Raw genomic sequence first — 23,319 nt, 5'->3', positions numbered from 1 at the left:
CTAATAGATAGAAACAGCAATCCTGTTCCCGAAAAAGATTTTTAGCTGTATGATATTCAAATAGCTGATATCTATTGGCTTCATAAACTTAATTGGTCACGAAAAGGAATTCATGTGAATAAGTATCTCCTCATTTTTATCGTCATCCTTCTATCATTTGACAGTAGTGCTACAGCACTGATTAATAGTAAAGAAATCACCAAACAACGTAACTGTTTCTCACAAATATTTGCTGAACACGAGACTTGGCGAAGTTTTATAGAGAACAAGCTTAGTAAAAAATTTAAGTCAGAAGATAAGCTAAAAAACGCTATGTCAGGATTCGACATGCGGTTCACTAAAAACGCATTTGATAAATATAAGCGAAATCTCTTGTGCAGCATATTCGAATATCAGGTTGATGGCATTGATGTTAACGGATATGTCATCAAGCCAAAAGAGCATAAAGGTAAACTACCTGTATTAATTTATAACCGAGGTGGTAATGGTCGATATGGCCTTGTTGTCTTTGGTTCTATGATGAACAATTTGTTTTCAGTTGCAGATGAAGGTTTTGTAATCATTGGTAGCCAATATAGACAGTCTCAGAAAAAAGGGCAGCTTCTTGATGAATTCGGTGGTAAAGATGTCAAAGATGTTACTGAATTACTAAAATATATTTCCAAAATAGATGGTGCCGACCCTGAACGAATAGGTATGTTTGGAGCAAGCCGCGGTGGCATGCAAACATTCTTAGCCGCTAAACAGTTAAAAAATATCAAGGCTATTGCTACGATTGCTGGTAATAGTGATTTACTTAAAGATCTCCATTTTCGTCCTGCGATGGAAAAAGTGTACTCTCGTCGAATACCCAACTACGGCAGTAATAAAGTCGCTGAATTAGAACGACGCTCGGTTTTAAGATGGACAAATGAGTTGTCATCAAATACCCCCATTTTACTGTTGCACGGGCAAAATGATAAACGTGTTTCAGTTCAGCGCTCAATCGAATTAGCAGATGCATTAGCCAAAAAAAATATACCTCATAAACTTGTCGTGTATGCCAATGATAATCATGGTCTTATGAAGAATAAAGCTAAAGCTGACAAAGAGCTAGTGGCTTGGTTTCGCAAGTATTTATAATAATTATTTGTGAACTATCTAAATAGGAGCATGATGAACAAACGATTATTGTGCTCAGAAAGTATCATAAGGAAACAAAATGGAATTTATTAGCTCAATTCAAATTATTATTGCTGTAATGGTGATTATCGCGTTGGTTATTCAGCAAGTTATGATTAGTAAAGGAATGTTGGTAGAAGTCGAGTACTCTAAAAGCCGACGTTTTGGTATGTCGCTATGTTTAGCTGCCATTCCTATCGTACCCGGTATAATTACTGGTTTTCACGCTTTGGTTATAGGTGGCGTTGTGTTGGGAATAATCTCCTATCATAGAAACACATGGCATAAGATAAAACCTCAATAGTAGCTCTAAACGTTCACTTCATCTGAATTATATGAACGTATATTAATGCGGTTAATAAAACAAAGAACAGGCAAGAACTTCTCATTGATTATTGAGCGATAGATTATTCCAACTATGCTTTGAAATGATTTAAATCAGCGTAGTAGGAGTTGTCATGACAAGAGCCTGTCACCAGCTAATTGATTTATCAGCGACACCCTATTATTCCATCATTAATTGATGCAATTAACCATTTCATAAGTCATTCCACAAGCAACCGCTTGTCATTTTTTGAGCATCAAACAATCTGCCATTAATTGCATTTTTCATTGTCTTATTACAACCAAATAGTGTAAAACATTCAGCGAGTTAACTTTTAAACAGTCTTAGATTAAATGAAGGAATAGTTATTTATGTTTGAATCAAATGTTTTTAATCGCACCAGTGCTGGGGAGCAAGAAATCAGCGCTGCGGCTTATAACATTACCATAGGCTTATGCTTGTTTTGGGGATTTTTCGTTAATTGGCTGATGGTTGTGAATATTGACCCCGCTAGCTTGACATCAATTCCTACTTGGATGTTTTTCATTGGATATTTTGCCTCGTGTTTCTTTGGCATGTATTTGTTCAACTCTTCTGATAAACCTATCGTCAGTTTTATAGGTTATAACTTTGTGGTTGTGCCGTTTGGGTTAATCATCAATATGGTGGTTTCTGTTTATGATGAAACCTTAGTGATGGAAGCTATTAGAATAACCGGTGGTGTCACATTGGTTATGATGATTCTAGGCTCTATGTACCCTAAGTTTTTCCAAAAAATTTCAGGTGCGTTAACCGTTGCTTTGTTGGCGGTTATTGTTATTGAGTTAGTACAGATTTTTGTATTTGGCATTCATCACAATTGGATAGACTGGGCAGTGGCAGTCATTTTTTGTGGTTACATTGGTTATGACTGGGGCAGAGCGAATCAAATTCCTAAAACCTATGATAACGCAGTAGACAGCGCGGCAGCGTTATATATGGATATCATTAATCTATTCCTTAGAATTCTACGTATATTGGGTAGACGTTAGTTTACAAATCATGAAGTAGTTTGAGGGGAAAAATACTCTCAAACTACATTGGAGTTGTATGTTTCTTCTAGTTTTATTCGGCAGCGGTATGTTTGTATTTGGCTGTATGATGGTGGCTAAGCCTGATGCTTTCGCTAAGGGCATTACCGAATTTAGCAATAAGCCTTGGTTTCATTTATTTGAAATCGTCAGTCGATTAACACTTGGCGTTTTATTACTGCTATTTTCAGAACAAACGTCATATCCACTTGTAATGCAGGTAATCGGCGGCGTTTTATGCTTCGTCGGTCTTTTTCTGATTGTTATTGGCAGTGAAAGACATCGCAATTTTGCCTCCCTTACCGCAAAGATTGGCCGATATTTTATACCTATCGGTATTGTCGCTCAGCTATGTGGCTTGGGGTTGGTTTATTTAGGATTTAGTTCGTCCGATACCCCCTTTTAATAACCAAAGACACCAATATATTCACTTGAGATAAGTTAATGCCAAATCCTGATCCTACAAAAATACTGACATTTGAAGAGTCGCAGCAATTAGGGTTGTGGCTTGAGAATAATCATGCGAATGAAACTGAGTTATGGATAAGAATCTTTAAAAAGCATACTGGCGTGCTAAGCGTGACTTGGGATGATGTTGTGGTTGAATCGCTTTGTTGGGGATGGATCGATGGCATTAAAAAATCTGTCGATGACCAAGCTTATCTTCAACGTATTACCCCAAGAAAATCGAAAAGTAATTGGTCTAAGAAAAATAGAAAACACGTTGAAGAACTGATTCATTTAGGACGAATGCAAGCGTCTGGTCTTTTACATGTCACTGCCGCTAAAGCTGATGGACGGTGGGAAAATGCTTATGCAGTGAGTGAAATGACCGTGCCAGAAGATTTTATTGCTGCGTTGGCAGATATTCCAATCGCCAAAACATTTTATGACACGCTTAATAAATCAGATCGATGCACCATTGCTCATGGGTTAACCAGTGCGAAAAAAGCCGACACAAGAGCGCGACGATTTAATAAATACATCAAGATGCTTGAGTTGAATGAAAAGCCAAGATAATAGTGCATGCGCGAAAAAGAACGGATATTTGTGCTTGTCTGACATTAATTTGCACCATTACAGTAAGTGGAATAAACTTAAGCACTGAAATTAATCAGAATAGAGTAGCTTAGTTATACTCTAGTTTTAAAATGTTAGGGCTTATACATAGGGATATTTGCATGCGAATTATATTATTTTTTTTCACTTCAATACTACTTATAGGTTGTGATACATCGATACGCCATTCTGATTACACTGATACAACTTATAAAGATGGGGTGATGATGACGGTCAATATCTCCATCGTTAATGAAACGGCTAAATTCAAATGTGTAGAGAGCGATACTGACAATTGTTTTTTAAAGGTGTCATCTAAACGATGCCATCAAAAAGAAAAAACGAATATTTGCACGATAGCCGAGCTTGAAAACTTCAAGTTATTAGTAGGAGAAATGAAAGAGTTTGTCGGTAGGGATAGTAATGAGCAATTTGCTCATTGTGCATCAGCTAATGAATTTAATGTCGATGATGAATGCAGGCCTAATTATAACGCCTATAATACGCTTTAATACTAACTTCATTTAAAGGGAATGATATGTTGTTTACCATGAAAAATTTAACAACGGCTATAGTCATGTGCATAGTAATGGCTTTAACATTATTTCTTCTACGTTGGTTTAATGCTGATGTTGAGTGTGTATTCTCATGAAGATGATCACTCATTCTCACCGAAGCTGATCAGTTGTTCTCATCCATACTGATCACTCTTCGGTGCCATTTTGCGGCTCGGTAACATTGTTAATTGATCACGACGTCTCCGTCAAGTTCATTTCTAATTTTCGCATTGATTCTCCCTGTAACTCAAAACGCTGTGAACGATGAATAAGCCGATCCATAATGGCATCTGCATAGGTGGCTTCACCGATCAGTTCATGCCACTTAGCCACAGGCAGCTGACTCATTATGATCATTGAACCTTGTTCGTGTCGTGCGTCTATTATGTCTAGAAGATCGCTGCGCTGCTGACTCGTCAACATTTCCATTCCCCAATCATCCAAGATCAAGATCGGTGTCTTATTGAGCTGGGCAAGGAACCGAGGATAACTTCCCTCGCCGTGAACTTGCCGTAGCTGCTCTTGCAGCCCTTTGATTCGGTAATAGCGTGCTGGTATGCCCTGTTGGCAAAAGTAATGCCCAATAGCACAGCCTAAAAAGGTTTTGCCGCAGCCTGTCGCGCCGGTAAAAATAAGGTTCTGATGGTGCTCAAGCCAATGTCCTTCAAGCAAGCTGCTAATTTGTGATTTAACAATGCCACGGCTCGCTCGGTAATCGATTTGACTTGGATGAGCAGCCAATCGAAATTTAGCATGCTTGACTAGGCGCTCTATCTTACGTTGCTCCCTGGTTGCAATTTCTTCTCCCAGCAATAGTGATAACCGATCATGAAAACTTAAGTCACTATATAAATGTGGCTGCTCTTCTTGGCGCGTTAGGCTGCTGAGAATGACGCTTAAACGTAAATTACTAAGCTGTTGAGTTAATTCGATATTCATCATATTTCCCTTAATGGTAGTATTTTTGTCCACGGACATTGTCATGCTTGATATCTGCCAATAGATCGATTTGCTTAGGTTCACGTTTTTCTTGGTCTAAGTTCTTTTTCAGTATGATTTTTACGTTTGCTAGTCGGTAACCTCCAGTGTCTAGGGCCCGTTGACATGCCGCGTTTAGGCGCTCTTTTGAATAGACCTTGTTTAAGCTCAGTAAGCCAAAGCAGACTTTATAGCTTTGTTGTGGATGAGCTTTACTGTGCAATTGATAGTCGACCCACTGCGAGACATACTCACCGAGCGTACTCGCCCATTGTTTTAAGCGATCTGGCGTCCATTTAGCGTAATCTTGATGCGCCTTAGGCATATGCTCCACTTGAGTGCTGTAACCTCCGATGCGGATTGAACGAAGATGCTGGGCAATACATTGATTTTGATAATAAAGTTTTACAGTCTTATCACTGACATGCGCCTCGACTTGCTTTTTAAGTAGCCCATACGGCACTGAGTAATAGTGCTTATTCACTTCAATATGGTAATCAACATTTACTTTGACCTTTTTTATGTAGGTGTACTGGTAAGCGTGTCTCGGAAGAGGCCTCATGGCGGGCAGCTCATGGGTATTAAACTCTGTTGTTCTGTTTCCTGGCAGTTTCTGGAAAGGCTTGGTGTTTAACTTCACAAGTAATTGGCTGACCCGCTGATTGAGCTGCGTTAAGCTATAGAATGTTTCATGGCGTAATACCGCCATTATCCAGCGTTCGACGATCAGCACACCATTTTCAGCTTTAGCCTTGTCTTTGGGCCGCAACGGTCTTGCTGGAATGATTGCTACATTATAATGTGCAGCAAGCTGCTGATATGTTGGGTTTAAGTCAGAGTCATATTTACATGCTCTTGTTGTCGCTGAACGCAAATTGTCAGGCACAATAATATCGGGAATGGCACCTAAAAACTCGAATGCTCGAACATGGCTCATTACCCAATCTTCAAGCTGTTGGGATAGCGTCGCTTCAGCAAAGGTAAAATTAGTACCACCCATCACAGCAACGAATATTTGTGCGCCGCGAAATTCACCAGTTTGTGGGTTAACAATGGGGATTGTTGGGCCACAGTAATCAATAAACAACTTCTCACCGTACTTATGAATCTGTCGCATCGACGGTTGTTGACGTGACAGCCAGTCTTTGTAAATACGGCACATCTGCGGATAGCTATAATGATTAGTGGCATTTCGCTCAACATACTCTTGCCACAGCAACTGTTTAGTAACGCCTTTACCCTTTAATTGACTATTGAATTGTGACCAGTTTGGCAGCGGGATCGCAGTCCTAGGTTGGATTTTGGTTTGCAAAAAGCACTTATTGAGTTTGATGTCGTCCCAAATTGGTGGCAACGGCCATTCCTCTATACCCATGAGCTTAGCGCGGTTGACATAGGTCGATACAGTACCGGGTGAGATAGACAAGCTTGTACCGATTTTACGGTGTGATAACTTGGCTTCATATTTTAATCGAAGTATTTCTTTAAGTTTTCGCATTGATATTGACTCTGCTGGCATAACGACTCCTTGATAAAAATGGAGTAAACATTATGCGGTTATAACAATGCAAAATGGCAGTATTGAAAGCAGTCATTTGAAATTAGCCTAGCTAAAATCAGTGATCAACATCAATGAGAAAAGGTGATCAGCTTGAATGAGAATGTGTGATCAGTTTCGATGAGAACAGGTGATCAACATCCATAAGAATATGCAGTAGCGGAGACAATTCGCTGTGCCTAAACTTGTTAGAGGTTTATCCATAAAATTCATGCTCAATTTTGAGCTCATTCCAAAATCTTTTTAGAATATAAACCCTCATTGTCACAACGCCGTGGCTAGGGTCTTTATATTTTCCCCTAAATATAAATAGTTGATTATCATCGTCTCCGTTTTGATAAACTTCAATATCACTCAGGGCTTCCCAAACATGATCTGGATGACTGCTGGTAGAACATGGCTGATAAAAACCTGCAGAGTTTGACCAATATTTGCTATGAATTTTTCTCTTTGTAGCCATGTGAATATCAAGGCTTCGTTCTTCGTATTCTTTTTTAGAAATTATTTCAGCTTCTAATTTTTCAACTTCAATAAGCTCTAAATAGTAACTATTAATAACTGCGATTACAGCATCTTCAATAGCACTATAGATATCAGGCAGATTTTCTATTCTCTTTACCCACTCTAGAGCTTCATTAATATTCATACATACCTCTAACAGTGTATTTATCGCGCATGCACAATAGAAACATCACGCGATTTTTAATATTACCTGCAAATCTAATAATAAACTGATTATAAATCAAAGTTTTAAACTCTAACGTTGTAATTATTATCGGCTTTTTCTCTTGGAGAAAGTGAGCATTGCGTCATACATAGCATGCCTGTGCAATGTATGGCGCAGGCGATTTTAATAAATTCCTATTAAATCAAACTATTAAAAGTAACGTGATGTAGAAAACGTGCATCAAACTGCACGATTTTTACAAGAGAATAATGATGTTATTCGCTTTGTCTAATAAGGTGTAATTATCTCGATAATGGGGTAGATTAGCCTGCAACAGTGATTAACATCGATTTAGACACAAGGATAATTATGTCATTTTTCAAGAAAGTTTTATCGTCAGTGGGTATTGGCAGCGCCAAAGTAGATACCATTATTCATAACCCAGAAGTTGCGCCAACGCAGGTTCTAGCAGGAACAGTACAGGTTGATGGTGGTTCAACGCAGCAGCACATCAATCACATTAAGATTAATGTCTGTTGTAACTATTTCAGTGAAGAAACTTACACCGATGATGATGACAATGAGCACGAACGTATTGTTGAGCACACGCCGGTGTTAGCGTCTTATAAAGTGTCTGATAGTTTTGATGTTGAAGAAGGGCAAGAGTTGAGTTTTGATTTTGAAATTCCATTACCCGCTAATACGCCGCTATCACTCGGTCAATCACGTGTGTGGGTGGATACGGATTTAGATATCGATTACGCGCTGGATAAGTCAGACAAAGATATGCTGCATGTGGTGCCAAACGAGCGTCAAAACGCTGTGCTGGTAGCGATGAGTCAACTTGGTTTTGCCTTAGGTGAAGTTGAAAATGAAGAGAGCAGCGCGCTTGGCGGTCGCTTTGTTCAGGAGTTTGAGTTTAAAGCACACTCAGGTGATTTCAGAGGCCGTGTTGATGAAGTTGAAATGTTGATGGTTAATCATGATGACTCATTAGAGCTGATGGTTGAAGTCGATCGCAAGGCAAAAGGGCTAGGTGGTTTCTTTGCTTCAATGATTGGCCGCGACGAAACTAAACTGTGGGTTGAAATTCAAGACTACGATTTAGAGTCAGTGACTGATGTTTTGCATCATGCCATTGATGAGCATTGCTAAACTACGATTGCTAAGCGGCGATTGTTATGTAGTAATAGTTTGGCTGAAATGGTTAAGCTGACAAAGCTAAACAAAAGTTCTAAAAAATGCTTGTCCAGTTTTCGGTTGTGACGAGTTGGCAACAAAGGCTATTCTTAATATTAATCTGTTAAGCAATAGCCTTTTTTATTCGTGGGCTTGTCATAGAGTATGAGATGTTAGTAACCCAACCCCAATTAATCGACGATTTTTATAAGGCGCTGTGTGAACGTCAGCCGAGTTATGTGGGTAGCTTTTACGTGGCGGTAAAAACGACGTCGATTTTTTGTATTGCGACCTGCCATGCTCGTAAACCTAAAAAAGAGAATGTAGATTTTTATACCAAGCTTGATGATGTGGTCAAGGCGGGCTTTCGGCCTTGTAAGGTGTGTAAGCCGTTGCAAGAGGCTAATGAAATGCCTGATGTGGTGAAGCAAGCGGTGGCCTTGGTAAAAAATAACTTAGGCGAGAAGGTTACTGACACGCAACTTAAAGAACAGGGGATAAGCCCTGAAACAGTAAGGCGCTGGTTTAATAAACATTATGGAATGACTTTTCAGTCTTATGCGAGAATGATGCGAATGAATAACGCGATAAAAGAATTAGATGCTGGCAAAAAAGCAATTGATACTGCTTTTGAAAGTGGTTATGAGTCGTTAAGTGGTTTTAATGACGCCTTTAAGAAGATGACAGGTCACTCGCCAACGACTGCCGATGGCAAGATTATTATTTTAATTGACCGCTTAACAACGCCTATTGGCCCTATGTTTGTCTGTGCAACACAGCAAGGGGTGTGTTTGATTGAGTTTGATGATCGTAAGAATCTAAAAGCAGAATTTGATGAGTTACAAAAGCGCCTAAATGGGGTGATGATGGCTGGTGAGAATGAACATATTGCGCAAACGAAAATAGAGCTTGGACAATATTTCGCAGGTGAACGTGAAGTGTTTGATTTAACGTTATACACACCAAGCACTGAGTTTAGAGAGTCAGTCTGGCAAGGGTTACGTGATATTCCTTATGGCACGACATCTAGCTATATTGGCCAAGCACAGCGCTTAGGCAATGAAAAGGCGGTGCGTGCGGTTGCCAGTGCAAATGGTCAAAATCGTATTGCGATTGTTATACCTTGTCATCGAGTGATTGGTAAAGATGGCAGCTTAACTGGCTACGCTGGTGGCTTAGCGCGTAAAAAATGGTTGCTGGACCATGAAGCCGCTAACAAAAACGGATGAGTTTCTAGCGGATTTTGGTAGAATGCCTTACCTTTAAAAAACATTTCCCGTAGATCGTGGCTGAAAAAACCAAAATCATCCTAAACGCATTTGTAAGAAAGTGTTTTGATGCCTATTTATTAAAAGCAATTATCCGTGACAGTGGCGCTCATTTGTCGCGTAAAGGGCGTTCAAGAAATTGGATGTTAATTGCTGATGCCAAACAAATATCCCATATTGTAGAAGAAGTAGAAAACGCACAGCAGCCAAGCTGGTTGTGGTTTTCTACCTTACTTCGACAGCAGCGTCAGTCATTGACGCAGCAAGAATTACTCGCGCTTATTAAGCGCAATCCATCCATTTCGACCAATCAACTTATCGCATTAACCGATTGCACATTAGCGCAAGCGAGAGAAGTGCTTGATGAAGCAGAATGGATGGATGAATAACGCAATTTAGCGTAAAATTGCGCCCGTCTAAAACTAATAACAATAATAGGTCGATTAACTATGTTAAGAACCAAATTTGGGATGTCGATGGTTACAGCGAGTGTTGTAACATTGCTATCTGGGTGTGTGACCACCAGTAATACGCCAGTCATTGATGATTCGTTATCACTCAGTGATTACCAGCGCGCTGAACGTCAGTTACGTTCTCATACTAATAAGCTTGTTTATGGCACTGTTGAGGCAACTCAATGGCTTGGCGATAACCGCTTAGCCTATAGAACAGCGGTTAAAGGCGGTCATCAATTTGTGATTGCTAACGCGGCTAAAGGCACTAAAACAGCGGCATTTGATCACGCTGCGTTGGCGAAGGTTTTATCAAATGACGATGAAACATATACCGCCATCACACTGCCTTTCAAAGCCTTTACCTTTGCTAACAACAATCAAGACATTAATTTCCGCGTTGGTAAAAATGCGATGGAATGTCAGTTAAGTCCACTAAGTTGTGATAAAGCGGCTGATAAATTTTCTGAAGCTGGGCAAGTTGTGTCACCTGATGGCAAAAAAGCGGCGTTCATTAAAGACAATAACTTGTGGTTATTAGATTTAGCTAACGGCAAGAAAACGCAGTTGACTAAAGATGGTGTTGAAGATTTTGGTTACGGTACTAATAACGCGGGTTGGTTACGTTCTAAAACACCCGTAATGATGTGGTCACCGGATTCTAAAAAAATCGCCACCTTCCAACACGACGGCCGCAATGTAAAATCGATGCACTTGGTGACGACTAATGTTGGCCATCCAACATTGGATAGCTGGAAGTACCCGCTACCAGGTGATAAAGATATCTTTATGCTTGAACGTGTGATTATTGATGTAGACAGCAAGAAAGTTGTTCGTTTGCAAGATAAGCCAGATTTCCAACGTTCAACGGTAACTGACCACGTTTATAGCCGCGGCAAGATGTTAGATGTGCTGTGGAACAAAGCCAGTGATTCACTTGCTTACGTATCAGTGACACGTGATCACAATCAAGCAACGCTTAAAGTGGCAGATGCTAAATCAGGTAAAGTAGCGACGATTCTTGACGAGAAAGCGAGTACGTTCTTTGAATCTGGTAAAGGTAAAGCCAACTGGCATTTCCTTCCAAAGTCGAACGAAGTGATTTGGTTTTCACAGCGTAGCGATTGGGGCCATTTATATCTTTACGATTTAGGCACTGGCACGCTTAAAAATGCCGTAACTAAAGGCAACTGGAACGTGTTACAAGTTCGCGCTATCGATGAGAAAAATCGCGAGCTGTATTTCACTGGCGCTGGACGTGAGAAAGGCGATCCGTATTTCCAATATTTCTACAAAGCAAAATTTGATGGTAGTGGCTTAACGCTGCTAACTCCAGAGCAGGGTGATCACAGCGTTAAGCTAAGTGACGATCGCAGTTACTTCGTAGACTCTTATTCAACACCAAGCATGCCAACGACTAGCGTTGTTCGCAACAGTGATGGCAAAGTAGCTGTTGCACTGGCGAAAACTGATATTAGTGAACTGCAAGCAACTGCATGGCGAGCACCTGAAGCCTTTGTGGTTAAAGATCGCAATGGCAAGCATGATATCCATGGTTTGATGTACAAACCTTCGAACTTTGATCCATCGAAGAAATACCCAGTTGTTAACTACCTTTACCCTGGTCCACAAACGGGCAGTATTGGCTCGCGTTCATTCCGCGCTTCTCGCGGTGATAAGCAAGCAATGGCTGAACTTGGCTTTATCTTGATTGAGATAGATGCGTTAGGTACGCCAATGCGTTCTAAATCATTCCATGAGTTCTACTTTGGTGACATGGGCGACAGCGGTGTGCCTGATCAAGTATCTGCCATTAAGCAACTTGGCGCGAAATACAACTGGATTGATTTAGACAGAGTCGGTATCTGGGGACATTCAGGCGGTGGTTTTGCATCAACAAACGCTATCTTACGTTACCCTGATTTCTACAAAGTAGCGGTATCTGGTGCAGGTAACCATGATAACCGTAACTACGCTGATCCTTGGGGCGAAAAATGGCAGGGCATGTTCAAGAAAAACGAAGATGGCACCACTAACTACGACAATCAGTCTAATCCATTATTTGTTGATGGCTTAAAAGGTAAGTTGTTATTAGCGCACGGTACATTAGATGATAACGTACCGCCGTTTAATACCTTGATTGTGGTTGATGCGTTAATTAAAGCCAATAAAGACTTTGATTTATTAATGTTACCGAATCGCCGTCATGGGTTTGCACGTGAACCTTATATGATGCGTAAACGTTGGGACTATTTTGTTGAGCACCTGATGGGTAAGAAGCCACCAAAAGAATTTAGTTTTGGCGAGCAAAAATAACTACAATCACGTATTTTAGCTACCAATAAACGCGGCACTTTATAGGTCGCGTTTTTTTATGGAATTTATTTGGAGAGACCTTTGTTATTTAAAGAGCATTTAACCCTGTTAACAACGACGGCATTAGCTGAACTGGCGGAATCATCGTCTAATGATCCTGTGAGCGAAAGTCACTATTTGAGTTTGTGGGTAACTCAAGCAATTAAGAATAAACGTTTTGATCTTTGTATGTCACCACTGTTAAAGCAATGGCAACAGTCAGCCCGTACACTTGGCCAAGCTGCCAACCTTAAGCATCAGTTCGAATCTATTAAACACGATTATCAGTATGTGAATAATATTAATGATGCAATGACTAAAGACGGTTTGTTAACGCTATTTAACGCGATAGAGACAACTGATTGGCAAGTTAGTTATCAGCATTTAGGTCGTAAAAAAGTGGCCGTAAAAATGCAGTGTTCATCATCACTTGTTGTTGATAATGAGAGTTTTGAAAAAGCGTTTGATGAAAACGGCCTGTTAGTGAATCAAATTAATCTATTTATTCGTGGTGATAATAAGCACTTTTTTAAAGCGGCTTATGATTGTGGCATATTGTGTTTCAAGCTCAGTGATTATAAATCGGTAGTTAAGTTTCATGGCCAATACGTTATTGCAGCGAACAACAATTATCCGTCGATAGCTGAATTTTCTTCGGACTTTTAACGGAACATGGTAAGGTTTATGAACGATAATTGAGCAGCAGTAGTGAGGTTAGGCGATAGATGGTAAGAATGATTGTAGTATTGTTATTCTGTTCACTTTGTCAGTCTACTGCGCGCGCGCAAGATTATGAGTTTATTTGGAATCCGTATTGTCCCTATACATGTGACGCTCATTTGGAAAATGGCAAAGAAGGCGTCGCCATCGACATCATTAAGGCATTATTTAAAGAGTCAAAACATACAGTTTATTTCATAAGAATAGACAGTTGGCTGCGAGCTAAACGGTTGGTTAAGTCTGGTATTAGTGATGGTATGGTTTTTACTTTTTATCAACATGGAAAAACTGAAGAGGGCTTCTGAACGCCTAAATCACCGATGTTGATGATTAAAGGTTTTGCTTACCTTTCCTTTAAGAAAAACCAAATGTCATCGTTCAAAACGGCAGATTTAGGACGATTTAATGCCATCGGTAATTATTATGGTGCTGTTAATTCTAGGCGCTGTTGTAGCTAATTGTTGTCTATACCCAATAGTGAGATTAATACCAATTGCATTAAATATTTGCCCACTTGTACTTGTTAAAATTAACTAAAATGGCGTTGCTCTCAATCCTAATAGCCAGCTATTAATCAATCGAGCGCCTTGTTTTAGCTGATTTTCTCTACGCACAACAAGATCACTTACTTAATGCAATGGTATAAGGAATATGCTGGAATGCTATTTTCACCAAAGAAGCCAAAGAGTGAGAAATTGGCCGCTATTATGAACGAAGGTATCCAACGCTTGCGAAAGAGTGGTGAGCTCGAAAAGATTTTAGCGAAGTATGGAATGCCAGATAGGTTAGCTGGCAATACTCAATAAAAGAAGTGGCGTCCTCGGCAGGATTCGAACCTGCGGCTTCCAGCTTAGGAGGCTAGCACTCTATCCAGCTGAGTTACGAGGACTGTAAGCAGTACAAAATACCTGATTAACCTAGGTAATTCTAATGATTTTTCATATCACTTAGTTCGGTTTCAATGAAACAATAGCGTCACTTTGGATATCGCCATATAAAGGACCGTCTTTTGCGATGGCCTCTAGATGGTTGTTATAAATTGTTCTGATCTGCAAAGTTGTTCCGTTAACCTGTGTTGATTGACGCAAAATTCCGCGATTATCCGTAAACTGCGTTGCATGATGTACCATTAATTCATCTCCGACTTTAAGCCCGTGGCGCTTGCCAAGGTTAACGGTAACAAATTCATTATCAACTTTGATAACTTGGCCACGCAAATTTTGACACTGCATAAAAATATTCAGATCATTGGTAAGTTGTTTAAACTGGCTAACAATAGATGCGCCGTAAACATTTGACCAAAACTCTTGCGTTGCGGGATCTATCTTTTCAGTTCTTTCAAAGGTCCAAGGGGCTTGAGTGCTATAGCGTTTGCTCCATACTTTTTCGCCGGTTAAACCATCAAATAACGTGTAGGATGCAATAAATTGACGCATTGGGTTGTTGTTCGCCATGCCAAACCATTTAGATGTCGGTTTAGCCAATGACACATCTTGTATTTCACCGGTTAATAAATATTGGCTATCTGCTTGAGCTGCAAGTAATTGCGGTGCAGATGTGTTTGATTGGTCAGAGATAAATGGTTGACTGTGAGGAGCTATAACTTGATTAATAGGTAATAATTTACTCGCTAGATAGCTGCCTTTGAATACTGACATTTGTTCAAATAATTGCTGTGCACTTTCACTACCAACGTCAAAAATTGCGCCATTAACTGCTTGTTGACGATTTCGTAATGGAAATTTTGTCAGTGCAATATATTTTGTTGTAGTAGATGCGTGACAGGTTGATTTACTAGGCATGATATCAGCGCGGATTTGAACGGTCATGACGCCATCAATGATTTCTTCGCTTACCAATAATAAATTTCTGACACTGCCACTTGAACGTACTTCAAATCGATCAGAATTTAGGAGTCCATTTGATAGCTGACTTATAGAATTAACTTGTGCACCTGTGTATAACAGAGCGTGCTGCAATGCATCTTGTACAGCCATATTTCGCGCAATATCTTTATCGTCATTCACTACGGTAGCGCGGCCTTTAGCATCAAACCATTGTGCGCTAGCGTTGATATTGACACTCAAATATAGAATACAAATAAGCAGTAAGCGTGTCATAAGCGTTACTCATTGATTACACGGCGAGGCATTGCCGTAGAATTATAAAGAAGGTAAAGGTTTTTGTAGTCTAGCTCTAATTCAGTGGCATAAATTTCATCGCTGACAGGGTAGCTTTTTACGACTTTAGCACCGCGAATAAGACCACGAACAGACGCACTTAATGATGAGTCTGCAATCATTAATTCGCGTAATTGAGTTTGGCTATCAATTTGATGGCCGTGAACTTGTGCGGTGAGCTCACGATAAGCTTCGAGTTTTGAGGCTTTAATGGCCTGTAACACTTTTTGAGTTTTATTGTCGCCCATCTGACTGTTGATAGGGGCATAGCCTGTGGCATAAAACTTTGCAAACTTTTTAGGCGCTTCTTGGTAATATTTTATCTGAGACGATGATGTACAGCCCCAAACTAATGCAACACTAATTATTATGGTTAATAATCGAAACATTATATTCTCCTTTTGATTTTGACAAATTAAGCAGAAATATAGCCGCTTGATGAAGAACCTGAGCGTGTTTTTCCCTTCGCATTATATGTCATTGAATTGCCACTGCGCTTTTGAATTAATGAGCTTTGCAAACGTTCGATGCTATTTATGCTTAGCTCAATTGCTTTACCATTTTCAAGATTTTTCGTATGACATTGCGCTAACTGATCATTAATTTCGCCTTTAAGTGCGAGCGCAGATTCACTTTGCGGTATTTGTTCGGCGTAGGAAGACAATTCAACATCGAAAGTTTCGAGTTGTTTCATTAGATGTTGTTTGCTTTGAGCTAGAGATGCAATTAGCTCATGATCACGATCGATAAGAGATTGGGTTTCATCGTTAAGCAGTTTATCTAACTGCTTAACGTGTGTTAACTGAAGAGTTAATAAGGACAGTAGTTTTTCATTATTCATTTAAAAGATCTTCTCTAGATCTCCCTCGAATTTTGCCAAGTTAGCTGCCAATTTATCTGGGTCTACTTTATATTCACCAGCAGCAATTGCTTTTCGAATACTTTCAACCTTCTCTTGGTTTACCGAGGAAGTATTGTTTAACTTCTCTCGAATATTATGCAACTGTTGTGCCTGTTGTGTTAAAGACACTGAATCTTTTGATTCTGGCTTAGCTTGTGCTGCCGTTTGGGTCTGTTGTTGTACAGATTGCTGCTTAACCTGCTCAGTTTTTGACTGTGCCTGATTCTTCAACTTGTCAAGTTGTTGACTATGGTTACCTGCTAGCTTATTTATATCCAATGCCATAATAGCCTCTACTATTAATATTCCTCTTCAAACTCTCTATCGGCGAATCTTTAAATAACTTTAGTATTTTTTAAAATTTATTTCTGCTTGACCAACCGCCATCACCGTCGCTTCAATAATTCTACCAGAACTATTGTTTTTAATGGAAATTTTTTGACCACGACTGCCATCATTTAATGCAAGCCCTGTGGACTTAATTTGTAGTTTTCCATTTTTAGCCACAATATTTACTTGCTCACCTTTACAAACCATACATATCAAATTAGCCATTAACGGGCGCCCACCTTGAATGTAACGCTTCACTTTCGAACCACTAATGCCATCGATGCTATAGACAACAGGCCCAATGATTAATGAGGTATTGATGTACTTAATCTCTAGATTTTGATGATTAAGAAATTCTCCCACGGCAAGGTTTTGCCTAGCGGTTACAACAGGGGTTAGTGTAGTAACCTTCACTGGAACAAAAATTCGCCACGCACCATTACATGCAACACTAACAGTGTTGTTTCTTTTTAGGCCATTTTTTGACGCCAATGCGATTGACAGGTTATTACTGCAAACCGATAGCTTCTTGCGTCTATCGATAGGCGAAATAATAATTTCTGTTTTTTTATCGGGAGATTTGTCTATTTTTCCTTTAATATAAGAATGTATTTCGTTTTCTATTTTTTCGTGCACTGATATTTGATTTGCAGCAACATTTTTTGCTAAACCAATTGCGATTACTGCCGATAATAAGATTAGAAAACTATAACTATGCATATAATGCTTAATTTGGTTACTTTGTTTGACACTATTCATAAGTCACTATATTTTATTAATTAATCATTGTATTAAATGTATTGTTTGTAATCATGGTAGGTGATTGTGAAGTGCACAATAACATTCAAAGATGAATCTACCATAAACGAACTCAATTCCCTAACTGTCTATTGTATGGAGCTATTATGGCCGGTGTCCTAGATTCAGTAAATCAAAGAACCCAACTTGTAGGACAAAATCGTCTAGAGCTGTTACTTTTTAAGCTCAATGGCATGCAGCGTTATGGCATTAATGTATTTAAAGTTAAAGAAGTTTTACAGTGCCCACGCTTAACTTCATTACCTAATTTGGCCCGCGAAGTTCGCGGAATAGCTCATATTCGTGGTGAAACTATTTCTGTTATTGATTTAAGTTTGGCTACAGGCGGCCGTATGATTGACGATATTGAAAATCGTTTCATCATCATTACAGAGTATAATCGCTCTATTCAAGGCTTCTTGGTCGATTCTGTAGAGCGCATTATTAACTTGAACTGGAGGGAAATTATGCCGCCCCCAGAAGGCTCAGGTAAAGCTAACTATTTAACGGCTGTAACTGAAGTTGACAATGGCATGGTGGGGATTTTGGATGTTGAAAAAATTCTCATGGAAGTGGCTCCTCCTGCTGATGAAATGACAGATGAAGTGTTAGAAGAGGCAAAAGCTATTGTCAAAGGCACATCAAAGAAAATCATGATTGCAGATGATTCCATGGTTGCGCTTAATCAAATTAAACGTGCGTTGACTCCACTTGGACTTGAGATTGTTGAAGCTAAGAATGGTCGAGAAGCGTTAGATAAATTGATTGATATAAGCAATGATTGCGACTCATGCATCACAGAACAAATAGGACTGTTGATTTCCGATATCGAGATGCCTGAAATGGATGGCTATACGTTAACGTCGGAAATTCGAACGAAGGAAAAGCTGAAGGGTTTACGCGTTATCCTTCATACTTCGCTAAGTGGAGTATTCAACCAGGCTATGGTTGATAACGTTGGCGCAGATGATTTTATTGCCAAGTTCAATCCGGATGATTTAGCAGGCGCGGTTGAGCGAAATATTAACATTTTACATTCTGATCCTGCTCGGGAAATTTCGAGTGAATAAAGTAGATTTAACACCTCAGGAATATACGGAATTTTGTAAATTTTTAGAGAAGCATTGCGGTATTGTGCTTGGCGCGAGTAAGCAGTACTTAGTTAGGAGTCGTTTGTCTCCTTTACTTAGTGAAACGCATTGTGATTCACTGGCGCAATTAGTGAAAAAGGCAATGATGATACATGAGCGAGCACTTCGTTCGACAGTTATTGACGCGATGACAACGAATGAAACATTGTGGTTTAGAGATAAATATCCATTTGATATTCTAACTACGCGTTTGTTACCAGAATTTGCCCAGATAGGTAGACCATTGAAAATTTGGTCTGCAGCGAGTTCATCAGGACAAGAACCCTATTCTATCGCAATGACATGTATGGAATTTAAAGAAAAAAATCTAGGCGCATTAAAGTTTGGATTTGAAGTTTTAGGTACAGACATCTCTGATAGTATGTTGGCACACTGTAATAAAGGTGAATACGATAAGCTTGCTTTGTCTCGTGGTTTGTCACCAGAGCGATTAAGAAAATTCTTTAACCCAGCAAGTGATAATTGTTATGTCATTAAAGATGATGTTAAACGACACGTTAAGTTTCGTTCATTTAATTTATTAGATAACTTTAGTTTACTAGGCCGTTTCGATATTGTTTTTTGTCGTAATGTACTTATTTATTTTTCACCAGAAATTAAACGGCAAATATTCGCCAATTTTGCGAAGGTGACAAATAAAGAAGGATACTTAATGTTAGGTGCTTCGGAGTCTATTAACGGCTTAACCGATGATTTTAAAATGAATAGATGCCCATCAGGTATCGTCTATCAAGCCCTATAATTCGCAGTTCTTCTAATAATAAAGGCAAGTTTTCTTGCCTTTTTTCTTTTCTAATCTCACGTTGGCACATCGTTTGCTTTATCTCTGTAAAACGTATCAGAGACAAAATTATGGCGATTTCATTTGAAAAAGCATTAGGCATTTCACAATACACAGTTGGTGTACGCTCTAAACGTGCCGAAATGTTAGCAAGCAATATTGTAAATGCTGACACTCCGCACTATAAAGCCCGTGATTTAGACTTTGCCACTGCGATGAAATCAGCGAAACAAAATTTGTCCACCAGTATGGCACAAACACACGATAAACATTTCAATATCACCACCAAAGATAATTCAGGTGAGGCTTATCGCGTGCCAAATCAACCAGATACGGGTGATGGTAATACCGTTGATGTACAAGTGGAACGAAACTTGTATATGCAAAACGCATTAGAGTATCAATCAAGCTTGCAGTTTTTAGGTGGCAAGTTTAAAGGGCTACGATTAGCCATCAAGGGATCATAATCATGAGCTTATATAATATCTTCGATGTAGCTGGATCAGGCATGAGCGCTCAATCACTGCGATTGAATGTGACTGCATCAAATCTTGCTAACGCAAATAGCGTCAGTAGCAGTGCAGAAGAAACATATCGTGGGCGGCATCCTGTTTTTGCCGCTGAGATGCAAAAAGCTGCCGCGGGACAACAAGAAGAGTCTGTTCAAGTGAAAGTATTAGGTATCGTTGAAGATCAAGATCCTTTGAAGATGGAATACAACCCGAATCATCCAATGGCTGATCAGGATGGATACATCTATAAACCGAACGTAAATGTGATGGAAGAAATGGCTAATATGATTTCAGCATCACGATCTTATCAAACAAATGTTCAAGTGGCAGATGCGGCAAAACAAATGCTAATGAAAACATTACAGCTGGGTAAATAGGAGAAACTAAATGACAACAGTAAATACAGGTAATGCTTATTTAGACTCTCTTAAGGTGAAGGAAGATCCGTATAAAGTTGATGATGGTTCTAATCAAACCCTTAATCAAGAAGATTTCTTTAAACTATTAACCCAGCAGTTATCACAACAAGATCCGTCAAAGCCTGTTGATAACGACCAAATGTTATCGCAAATGGCGTCAATTAGTACCGTTGAAGGTATTAATACGATGACTAAAGAGTTTGAAAACCTCAATACTGTGATGACGTCATCGCAAGCATTACAAGCCTCAACATTAGTTGGGCAGAAAGTACTTATACCTACTAATGTTGCGAATAAACCAGCAGGTGAAGGCGTCGATGCCGTGATTAGTATGCCTGCGTCATCAAGCGGTGACGTCATTGTCAATGTAGAGAATGAAGCTGGCGAACTAGTTCGTACTATTAATATTGGCAAACAAAATCCTGGTAATAATGAATTTACGTGGGACGGTAAAGACGAAAATGGTGATTTGGTAAAAGAAGGGAATTATACCGTTAAAGCCACAGGTACTGTTGATGGTGAAAAACAAGATTTAGCCGTGTCTACATACAGCCACGTTTCAAGTGTTAACTTGGGCAGTGGTACTGGCGGCGTTATTTTAAATTTAAGAGGGCTCGGCAATATTTCGCTTAATGAAGTATTAGCGGTTGCCGAAAGTTAATCTAAGAAGAGGATTCGAACATGTCTTTTAATATTGCATTAAGTGGTATCTCAGCGGCGAAAAAAGATCTCGATGTTACTGCAAATAACATTGCGAACGTAAATACAATTGGTTTTAAAGAGTCTCGCGCAGAATTTGCCGATGTATATGCCTCTTCTTTGTTTACTAACTCAAGTACTAAAGCGGGTGACGGTGTCACGACTGCACAAGTAGCACAGCAGTTCCATCAAGGTAGCTTGTCATTTACTAATAACGCCCTTGATTTGGCAATTACAGGTCCAGGCTTTTTCGTAACCTCTGATGGCTTAGATTCTAAAGATTTAACCTTCACTCGTGCTGGTGCGTTTAAACTCAATAATGAAAATTTTATTGTTGATTCAAATGGTAACTACCTACAAACATACCCTGTTAATAGTGACGGTACATCGGCTGCCATTAATTTGACGTCAACTCGAGGTATGCAAATTCCAGAAACGGCTGGTGTACCTGTTAAAACCGGTATGGTGAATATGGCCGCTAATTTACCAGCTAACGCAACAGGTAAAACAATCGCTAATTTTGATTTATCTGATACCGCAACTTACAATCATTCAACATCGATCACGATTTATGACTCATTGGGTGAAGCCCATGTGCAAACGAGTTATTTTGTCAAAGATGACGCAACGCCTAATCAGTGGGCTATGTTCACTGCTGTTGATGGTAAAAAGGTTGACGCTGTAGCGCCGACAACGAATCTAACAGCCGCAACAGCAGGGACAGCACATGTTGGTGCAATTGTTAACTTTAGCAATAGTGGTGTTTATCAACAACCTGCTAATCCAGATATTGTGCTGCAACCATTAGGCACACCTGGTGCTGGTGTTTATAGTTCAGGCGCTGATGGCACGCAAAATGTTAACGTCCGATTGGAAAATCCGACACAGTTTTCATCTGGTTTTGAAGTAACATCATTAGAGCAAGACGGTTTAACTGTTGGCCGCTTAACGGGTGTTGAAATTGGCCCTGATGGATTGGTAAAAGCGACATACAGCAATGGTAGTTCACAACCTCTTGGTCGAGTTGCAATGGCCCGCTTTAGAAATGAGCAAGGTCTAACACAGATCGGTAATACGTCTTGGAAAGCAAGTCAAGGTTCAGGTGAACCATTGGCTGGTGAAGGTGATAGTGGTACATTCGGTACGATAAAATCTGCCGCTTTAGAACAAGCAAATGTCGACTTAACGACAGAGCTAGTTGATTTGATTGCTGCTCAACGTAACTTCCAAGCTAACTCTCGTGCGCTCGAAGTTAACCAAACACTATCTCAAACTATATTACAAATCAGATAATTAAGTCGATTTTATAGACGCTTTAAAACTCCTTTAAAGCGTCTATTTTATTCTAAAATACCTTTCTAAATCTCTCATGTTTACTTTTGGCACACTCGTTGCATTATTAGAAAATAACTACGCTGATATCAGCAAAACGCTATTTTTTTGACGAGGTGAAATATGGATAAATTATTGTATATATCCATGAGTGGCGCCAAAGAAAACCTAAATGCAACGGCGCTTCGAGCCAATAATCTTGCAAACGCTAAAACCACAGGGTTTAAAGCGGACATTGAACAAGCTCGTTCGATGCAAGCTTATGGAGAAGGTATGCCAACGCGTGTTTTCTCATTAACGGAACGTCCTGCACAAGATTTTTCTCACGGTGCCATGATCACAACCGCTCGTGATTTAGATGTTGCCGTCCAAGGTGATGGTTGGTTAGTCATTGAGTCTGAAGATGGCACGCCTGCGCTATCACGCGCTGGCTCATTGCAAGTTGATAGCGCTGGTATGTTGCGTAACTCATCTGGCCAGTTAGTACTTGGCGACGGTGGTCCAATAGCCGTGCCAATTCCTGTTGATAAGATGAAAATTGGTAATGACGGCGTCATTACTGTTCATCCTCAAGGCGCGCCGGCGACAGTCACAGAAGAAGCGGGGCGATTGCAACTAGTTAACCCTGACAAACGCGACCTTGTGAAAGGTGAAGATGGATTATTCCGTCTGAAAGATGGTGGCCCTTTTGAAAATGATGGCGCAGTCACAATTGCCAGTGGAATGCTCGAAGGCAGTAATGTGAACGCCGTTAGTGAAATGGTTGATTTGATCACGTTACAACGACAATTTGATATGCAAGTGAAGATGATGAAAACGGCAGAAGAAGTCGATACATCACAAGATCGTTTGCTTCGTTTAGGATAA

The 23,319-nt window shown here is 39.7% G+C and carries 28 protein-coding genes and 1 tRNA gene; 20 read left to right on the top strand and 9 right to left on the bottom strand.

The annotated features are described in order from the left end of the window. Positions 1–114 precede the first annotated feature (114 nt). The 6 genes from ACMAZF_RS13555 to ACMAZF_RS13530 all read left to right on the top strand — a co-directional run bounded on the left by ACMAZF_RS13555 (position 115) and on the right by ACMAZF_RS13530 (position 4,127). The gene (locus ACMAZF_RS13555) at positions 115–1,122 is read left to right on the top strand and encodes an alpha/beta hydrolase family protein (RefSeq protein ID WP_435274331.1); all 1,008 of its coding nucleotides are present in this window, start codon (positions 115–117) and stop codon (positions 1,120–1,122) included. Positions 1,123–1,201: 79 nt separating this feature from the next. Further along, positions 1,202–1,465 (top strand): hypothetical protein, encoded by a 264-nt coding sequence (locus ACMAZF_RS13550; RefSeq protein ID WP_435274330.1) that lies wholly within the window; start codon positions 1,202–1,204, stop codon positions 1,463–1,465. A 392-nt stretch (positions 1,466–1,857) separates the two neighbouring features. Then, complete coding sequence (locus ACMAZF_RS13545; RefSeq protein ID WP_435274329.1) at positions 1,858–2,517, top strand: Bax inhibitor-1 family protein; 660 nt, start codon at positions 1,858–1,860, stop codon at positions 2,515–2,517. A 58-nt stretch (positions 2,518–2,575) separates the two neighbouring features. Next, positions 2,576–2,962, top strand: a complete 387-nt coding sequence (locus tag ACMAZF_RS13540; protein ID WP_435274328.1) for a hypothetical protein — start codon at positions 2,576–2,578, stop codon at positions 2,960–2,962. A 38-nt stretch (positions 2,963–3,000) separates the two neighbouring features. Continuing rightward, positions 3,001–3,576: a YdeI/OmpD-associated family protein gene (locus tag ACMAZF_RS13535; RefSeq protein ID WP_435274327.1), complete on the top strand. Its 576-nt coding sequence runs from the start codon at positions 3,001–3,003 to the stop codon at positions 3,574–3,576. Positions 3,577–3,737: 161 nt separating this feature from the next. Further along, the gene (locus tag ACMAZF_RS13530) at positions 3,738–4,127 is read left to right on the top strand and encodes a hypothetical protein (protein WP_435274326.1); all 390 of its coding nucleotides are present in this window, start codon (positions 3,738–3,740) and stop codon (positions 4,125–4,127) included. Positions 4,128–4,364: 237 nt separating this feature from the next. Here the strand turns inward: ACMAZF_RS13530 and istB are convergent, their stop codons facing one another. The 3 genes from istB to ACMAZF_RS13515 all read right to left on the bottom strand — a co-directional run bounded on the left by istB (position 4,365) and on the right by ACMAZF_RS13515 (position 7,354). Next, positions 4,365–5,111: an IS21-like element helper ATPase IstB gene (istB, locus tag ACMAZF_RS13525; protein ID WP_435277219.1), complete on the bottom strand. Its 747-nt coding sequence runs from the start codon at positions 5,109–5,111 to the stop codon at positions 4,365–4,367. A gap of 10 nt (positions 5,112–5,121) precedes the next feature. After that, positions 5,122–6,669: an IS21 family transposase gene (istA, locus tag ACMAZF_RS13520; protein WP_435274325.1), complete on the bottom strand. Its 1,548-nt coding sequence runs from the start codon at positions 6,667–6,669 to the stop codon at positions 5,122–5,124. A 235-nt stretch (positions 6,670–6,904) separates the two neighbouring features. Next, positions 6,905–7,354 carry a hypothetical protein gene (locus ACMAZF_RS13515; RefSeq protein WP_435274324.1) on the bottom strand — a complete coding sequence of 150 codons (450 nt, stop codon included), beginning with the start codon at positions 7,352–7,354 and terminating at the stop codon, positions 6,905–6,907. Positions 7,355–7,744: 390 nt separating this feature from the next. On the opposite strand from ACMAZF_RS13515, the gene ACMAZF_RS13510 reads away from it, so the two are divergent. The 7 genes from ACMAZF_RS13510 to ACMAZF_RS13480 all read left to right on the top strand — a co-directional run bounded on the left by ACMAZF_RS13510 (position 7,745) and on the right by ACMAZF_RS13480 (position 14,155). Then, positions 7,745–8,530 carry a sporulation protein gene (locus ACMAZF_RS13510; protein WP_435274323.1) on the top strand — a complete coding sequence of 262 codons (786 nt, stop codon included), beginning with the start codon at positions 7,745–7,747 and terminating at the stop codon, positions 8,528–8,530. A 194-nt stretch (positions 8,531–8,724) separates the two neighbouring features. Then, positions 8,725–9,783 (top strand): bifunctional transcriptional activator/DNA repair enzyme AdaA, encoded by a 1,059-nt coding sequence (locus ACMAZF_RS13505; RefSeq protein WP_435274322.1) that lies wholly within the window; start codon positions 8,725–8,727, stop codon positions 9,781–9,783. Between the two features lie 56 nt (positions 9,784–9,839). Beyond that, the gene (locus tag ACMAZF_RS13500; protein WP_435274321.1) at positions 9,840–10,211 is read left to right on the top strand and encodes a ribosome recycling factor family protein; all 372 of its coding nucleotides are present in this window, start codon (positions 9,840–9,842) and stop codon (positions 10,209–10,211) included. A 60-nt stretch (positions 10,212–10,271) separates the two neighbouring features. Next, on the top strand, positions 10,272–12,590 hold the full coding sequence (locus ACMAZF_RS13495; protein WP_435274320.1) for a DPP IV N-terminal domain-containing protein: 2,319 nt from the start codon (positions 10,272–10,274) through the stop codon (positions 12,588–12,590). Between the two features lie 69 nt (positions 12,591–12,659). Then, entirely contained in the window at positions 12,660–13,295 is a 636-nt protein-coding gene (locus tag ACMAZF_RS13490) for a DUF2913 family protein (RefSeq protein WP_435274319.1), read from the top strand. Between the two features lie 68 nt (positions 13,296–13,363). Beyond that, positions 13,364–13,654: a hypothetical protein gene (locus tag ACMAZF_RS13485; protein ID WP_435274318.1), complete on the top strand. Its 291-nt coding sequence runs from the start codon at positions 13,364–13,366 to the stop codon at positions 13,652–13,654. 327 nt (positions 13,655–13,981) lie between these two features. Further along, complete coding sequence (locus ACMAZF_RS13480) at positions 13,982–14,155, top strand: hypothetical protein (protein ID WP_435274317.1); 174 nt, start codon at positions 13,982–13,984, stop codon at positions 14,153–14,155. A 6-nt stretch (positions 14,156–14,161) separates the two neighbouring features. Here the strand turns inward: ACMAZF_RS13480 and ACMAZF_RS13475 are convergent. The 6 genes from ACMAZF_RS13475 to flgA form a co-directional block, all read right to left on the bottom strand. After that, positions 14,162–14,238, bottom strand: a tRNA-Arg gene (locus tag ACMAZF_RS13475). Positions 14,239–14,296: 58 nt separating this feature from the next. Next, positions 14,297–15,469 carry a flagellar assembly protein T N-terminal domain-containing protein gene (locus ACMAZF_RS13470; protein ID WP_435274316.1) on the bottom strand — a complete coding sequence of 391 codons (1,173 nt, stop codon included), beginning with the start codon at positions 15,467–15,469 and terminating at the stop codon, positions 14,297–14,299. 5 nt (positions 15,470–15,474) lie between these two features. Continuing rightward, positions 15,475–15,918: an LPP20 family lipoprotein gene (locus ACMAZF_RS13465; protein ID WP_435274315.1), complete on the bottom strand. Its 444-nt coding sequence runs from the start codon at positions 15,916–15,918 to the stop codon at positions 15,475–15,477. A gap of 26 nt (positions 15,919–15,944) precedes the next feature. Next, positions 15,945–16,370 carry a flagellar export chaperone FlgN gene (gene flgN / locus ACMAZF_RS13460; RefSeq protein ID WP_435274314.1) on the bottom strand — a complete coding sequence of 142 codons (426 nt, stop codon included), beginning with the start codon at positions 16,368–16,370 and terminating at the stop codon, positions 15,945–15,947. Continuing rightward, positions 16,371–16,715, bottom strand: a complete 345-nt coding sequence (flgM, locus tag ACMAZF_RS13455; protein WP_435274313.1) for a flagellar biosynthesis anti-sigma factor FlgM — start codon at positions 16,713–16,715, stop codon at positions 16,371–16,373. A gap of 60 nt (positions 16,716–16,775) precedes the next feature. Continuing rightward, complete coding sequence (gene flgA / locus ACMAZF_RS13450) at positions 16,776–17,519, bottom strand: flagellar basal body P-ring formation chaperone FlgA (protein ID WP_435274312.1); 744 nt, start codon at positions 17,517–17,519, stop codon at positions 16,776–16,778. A gap of 146 nt (positions 17,520–17,665) precedes the next feature. Here flgA and ACMAZF_RS13445 point away from each other — a divergent pair, with 146 nt between their 5' ends. The 7 genes from ACMAZF_RS13445 (at position 17,666) to ACMAZF_RS13415 (ending at position 23,319) form a co-directional block, all read left to right on the top strand. After that, positions 17,666–18,628, top strand: a complete 963-nt coding sequence (locus ACMAZF_RS13445; RefSeq protein WP_435274311.1) for a chemotaxis protein — start codon at positions 17,666–17,668, stop codon at positions 18,626–18,628. Continuing rightward, a complete protein-coding gene (locus tag ACMAZF_RS13440) occupies positions 18,621–19,451 on the top strand; it encodes a CheR family methyltransferase (protein ID WP_435274310.1) in 831 nt (276 codons plus the stop codon). Before ACMAZF_RS13445 ends, ACMAZF_RS13440 begins: the two co-directional genes overlap by 8 nt. A gap of 110 nt (positions 19,452–19,561) precedes the next feature. Beyond that, on the top strand, positions 19,562–19,957 hold the full coding sequence (gene flgB / locus ACMAZF_RS13435) for a flagellar basal body rod protein FlgB (protein WP_435274309.1): 396 nt from the start codon (positions 19,562–19,564) through the stop codon (positions 19,955–19,957). Between the two features lie 2 nt (positions 19,958–19,959). Next, positions 19,960–20,379 carry a flagellar basal body rod protein FlgC gene (flgC, locus tag ACMAZF_RS13430; protein WP_435274308.1) on the top strand — a complete coding sequence of 140 codons (420 nt, stop codon included), beginning with the start codon at positions 19,960–19,962 and terminating at the stop codon, positions 20,377–20,379. A gap of 10 nt (positions 20,380–20,389) precedes the next feature. After that, complete coding sequence (locus ACMAZF_RS13425) at positions 20,390–21,082, top strand: flagellar hook assembly protein FlgD (RefSeq protein ID WP_435274307.1); 693 nt, start codon at positions 20,390–20,392, stop codon at positions 21,080–21,082. Between the two features lie 20 nt (positions 21,083–21,102). After that, complete coding sequence (flgE, locus tag ACMAZF_RS13420) at positions 21,103–22,413, top strand: flagellar hook protein FlgE (protein WP_435274306.1); 1,311 nt, start codon at positions 21,103–21,105, stop codon at positions 22,411–22,413. A gap of 162 nt (positions 22,414–22,575) precedes the next feature. Next, positions 22,576–23,319 (top strand): flagellar basal body rod protein FlgF, encoded by a 744-nt coding sequence (locus ACMAZF_RS13415; protein WP_435274305.1) that lies wholly within the window; start codon positions 22,576–22,578, stop codon positions 23,317–23,319.

Origin of the sequence: Psychrobium sp. nBUS_13 (assembly GCF_051201665.1) — a bacterium.
In the GTDB taxonomy this organism is placed as follows: domain Bacteria; phylum Pseudomonadota; class Gammaproteobacteria; order Enterobacterales; family Psychrobiaceae; genus Psychrobium.
Note: the sequence above shows the minus strand (reverse complement) of the source record. Positions and strands in the feature narration are given on the sequence as shown.

What these genes read in the sequence shown, in the direction of transcription:
- istB (WP_435277219.1), bottom strand. Translation starts at nt 5,111, where the DNA reads ATGAATATCGAATTAACTCAACAGCTTAGTAATTTACGTTTAAGCGTC.
- ACMAZF_RS13535 (WP_435274327.1), top strand. Translation starts at nt 3,001, where the DNA reads ATGCCAAATCCTGATCCTACAAAAATACTGACATTTGAAGAGTCGCAG.
- ACMAZF_RS13515 (WP_435274324.1), bottom strand. Translation starts at nt 7,354, where the DNA reads ATGAATATTAATGAAGCTCTAGAGTGGGTAAAGAGAATAGAAAATCTG.
- flgM (WP_435274313.1), bottom strand. Translation starts at nt 16,715, where the DNA reads ATGGCATTGGATATAAATAAGCTAGCAGGTAACCATAGTCAACAACTT.
- ACMAZF_RS13415 (WP_435274305.1), top strand. Translation starts at nt 22,576, where the DNA reads ATGGATAAATTATTGTATATATCCATGAGTGGCGCCAAAGAAAACCTA.
- ACMAZF_RS13470 (WP_435274316.1), bottom strand. Translation starts at nt 15,469, where the DNA reads ATGACACGCTTACTGCTTATTTGTATTCTATATTTGAGTGTCAATATC.
- ACMAZF_RS13445 (WP_435274311.1), top strand. Translation starts at nt 17,666, where the DNA reads ATGGCCGGTGTCCTAGATTCAGTAAATCAAAGAACCCAACTTGTAGGA.
- istA (WP_435274325.1), bottom strand. Translation starts at nt 6,669, where the DNA reads ATGCCAGCAGAGTCAATATCAATGCGAAAACTTAAAGAAATACTTCGA.
- flgA (WP_435274312.1), bottom strand. Translation starts at nt 17,519, where the DNA reads ATGAATAGTGTCAAACAAAGTAACCAAATTAAGCATTATATGCATAGT.
- ACMAZF_RS13485 (WP_435274318.1), top strand. Translation starts at nt 13,364, where the DNA reads ATGATTGTAGTATTGTTATTCTGTTCACTTTGTCAGTCTACTGCGCGC.
- flgE (WP_435274306.1), top strand. Translation starts at nt 21,103, where the DNA reads ATGTCTTTTAATATTGCATTAAGTGGTATCTCAGCGGCGAAAAAAGAT.
- ACMAZF_RS13505 (WP_435274322.1), top strand. Translation starts at nt 8,725, where the DNA reads ATGTTAGTAACCCAACCCCAATTAATCGACGATTTTTATAAGGCGCTG.
- ACMAZF_RS13480 (WP_435274317.1), top strand. Translation starts at nt 13,982, where the DNA reads ATGCAATGGTATAAGGAATATGCTGGAATGCTATTTTCACCAAAGAAG.
- flgN (WP_435274314.1), bottom strand. Translation starts at nt 16,370, where the DNA reads ATGAATAATGAAAAACTACTGTCCTTATTAACTCTTCAGTTAACACAC.
- flgB (WP_435274309.1), top strand. Translation starts at nt 19,562, where the DNA reads ATGGCGATTTCATTTGAAAAAGCATTAGGCATTTCACAATACACAGTT.
- flgC (WP_435274308.1), top strand. Translation starts at nt 19,960, where the DNA reads ATGAGCTTATATAATATCTTCGATGTAGCTGGATCAGGCATGAGCGCT.
- ACMAZF_RS13465 (WP_435274315.1), bottom strand. Translation starts at nt 15,918, where the DNA reads ATGTTTCGATTATTAACCATAATAATTAGTGTTGCATTAGTTTGGGGC.
- ACMAZF_RS13540 (WP_435274328.1), top strand. Translation starts at nt 2,576, where the DNA reads ATGTTTCTTCTAGTTTTATTCGGCAGCGGTATGTTTGTATTTGGCTGT.
- ACMAZF_RS13510 (WP_435274323.1), top strand. Translation starts at nt 7,745, where the DNA reads ATGTCATTTTTCAAGAAAGTTTTATCGTCAGTGGGTATTGGCAGCGCC.
- ACMAZF_RS13550 (WP_435274330.1), top strand. Translation starts at nt 1,202, where the DNA reads ATGGAATTTATTAGCTCAATTCAAATTATTATTGCTGTAATGGTGATT.
- ACMAZF_RS13545 (WP_435274329.1), top strand. Translation starts at nt 1,858, where the DNA reads ATGTTTGAATCAAATGTTTTTAATCGCACCAGTGCTGGGGAGCAAGAA.
- ACMAZF_RS13530 (WP_435274326.1), top strand. Translation starts at nt 3,738, where the DNA reads ATGCGAATTATATTATTTTTTTTCACTTCAATACTACTTATAGGTTGT.
- ACMAZF_RS13495 (WP_435274320.1), top strand. Translation starts at nt 10,272, where the DNA reads ATGTTAAGAACCAAATTTGGGATGTCGATGGTTACAGCGAGTGTTGTA.
- ACMAZF_RS13425 (WP_435274307.1), top strand. Translation starts at nt 20,390, where the DNA reads ATGACAACAGTAAATACAGGTAATGCTTATTTAGACTCTCTTAAGGTG.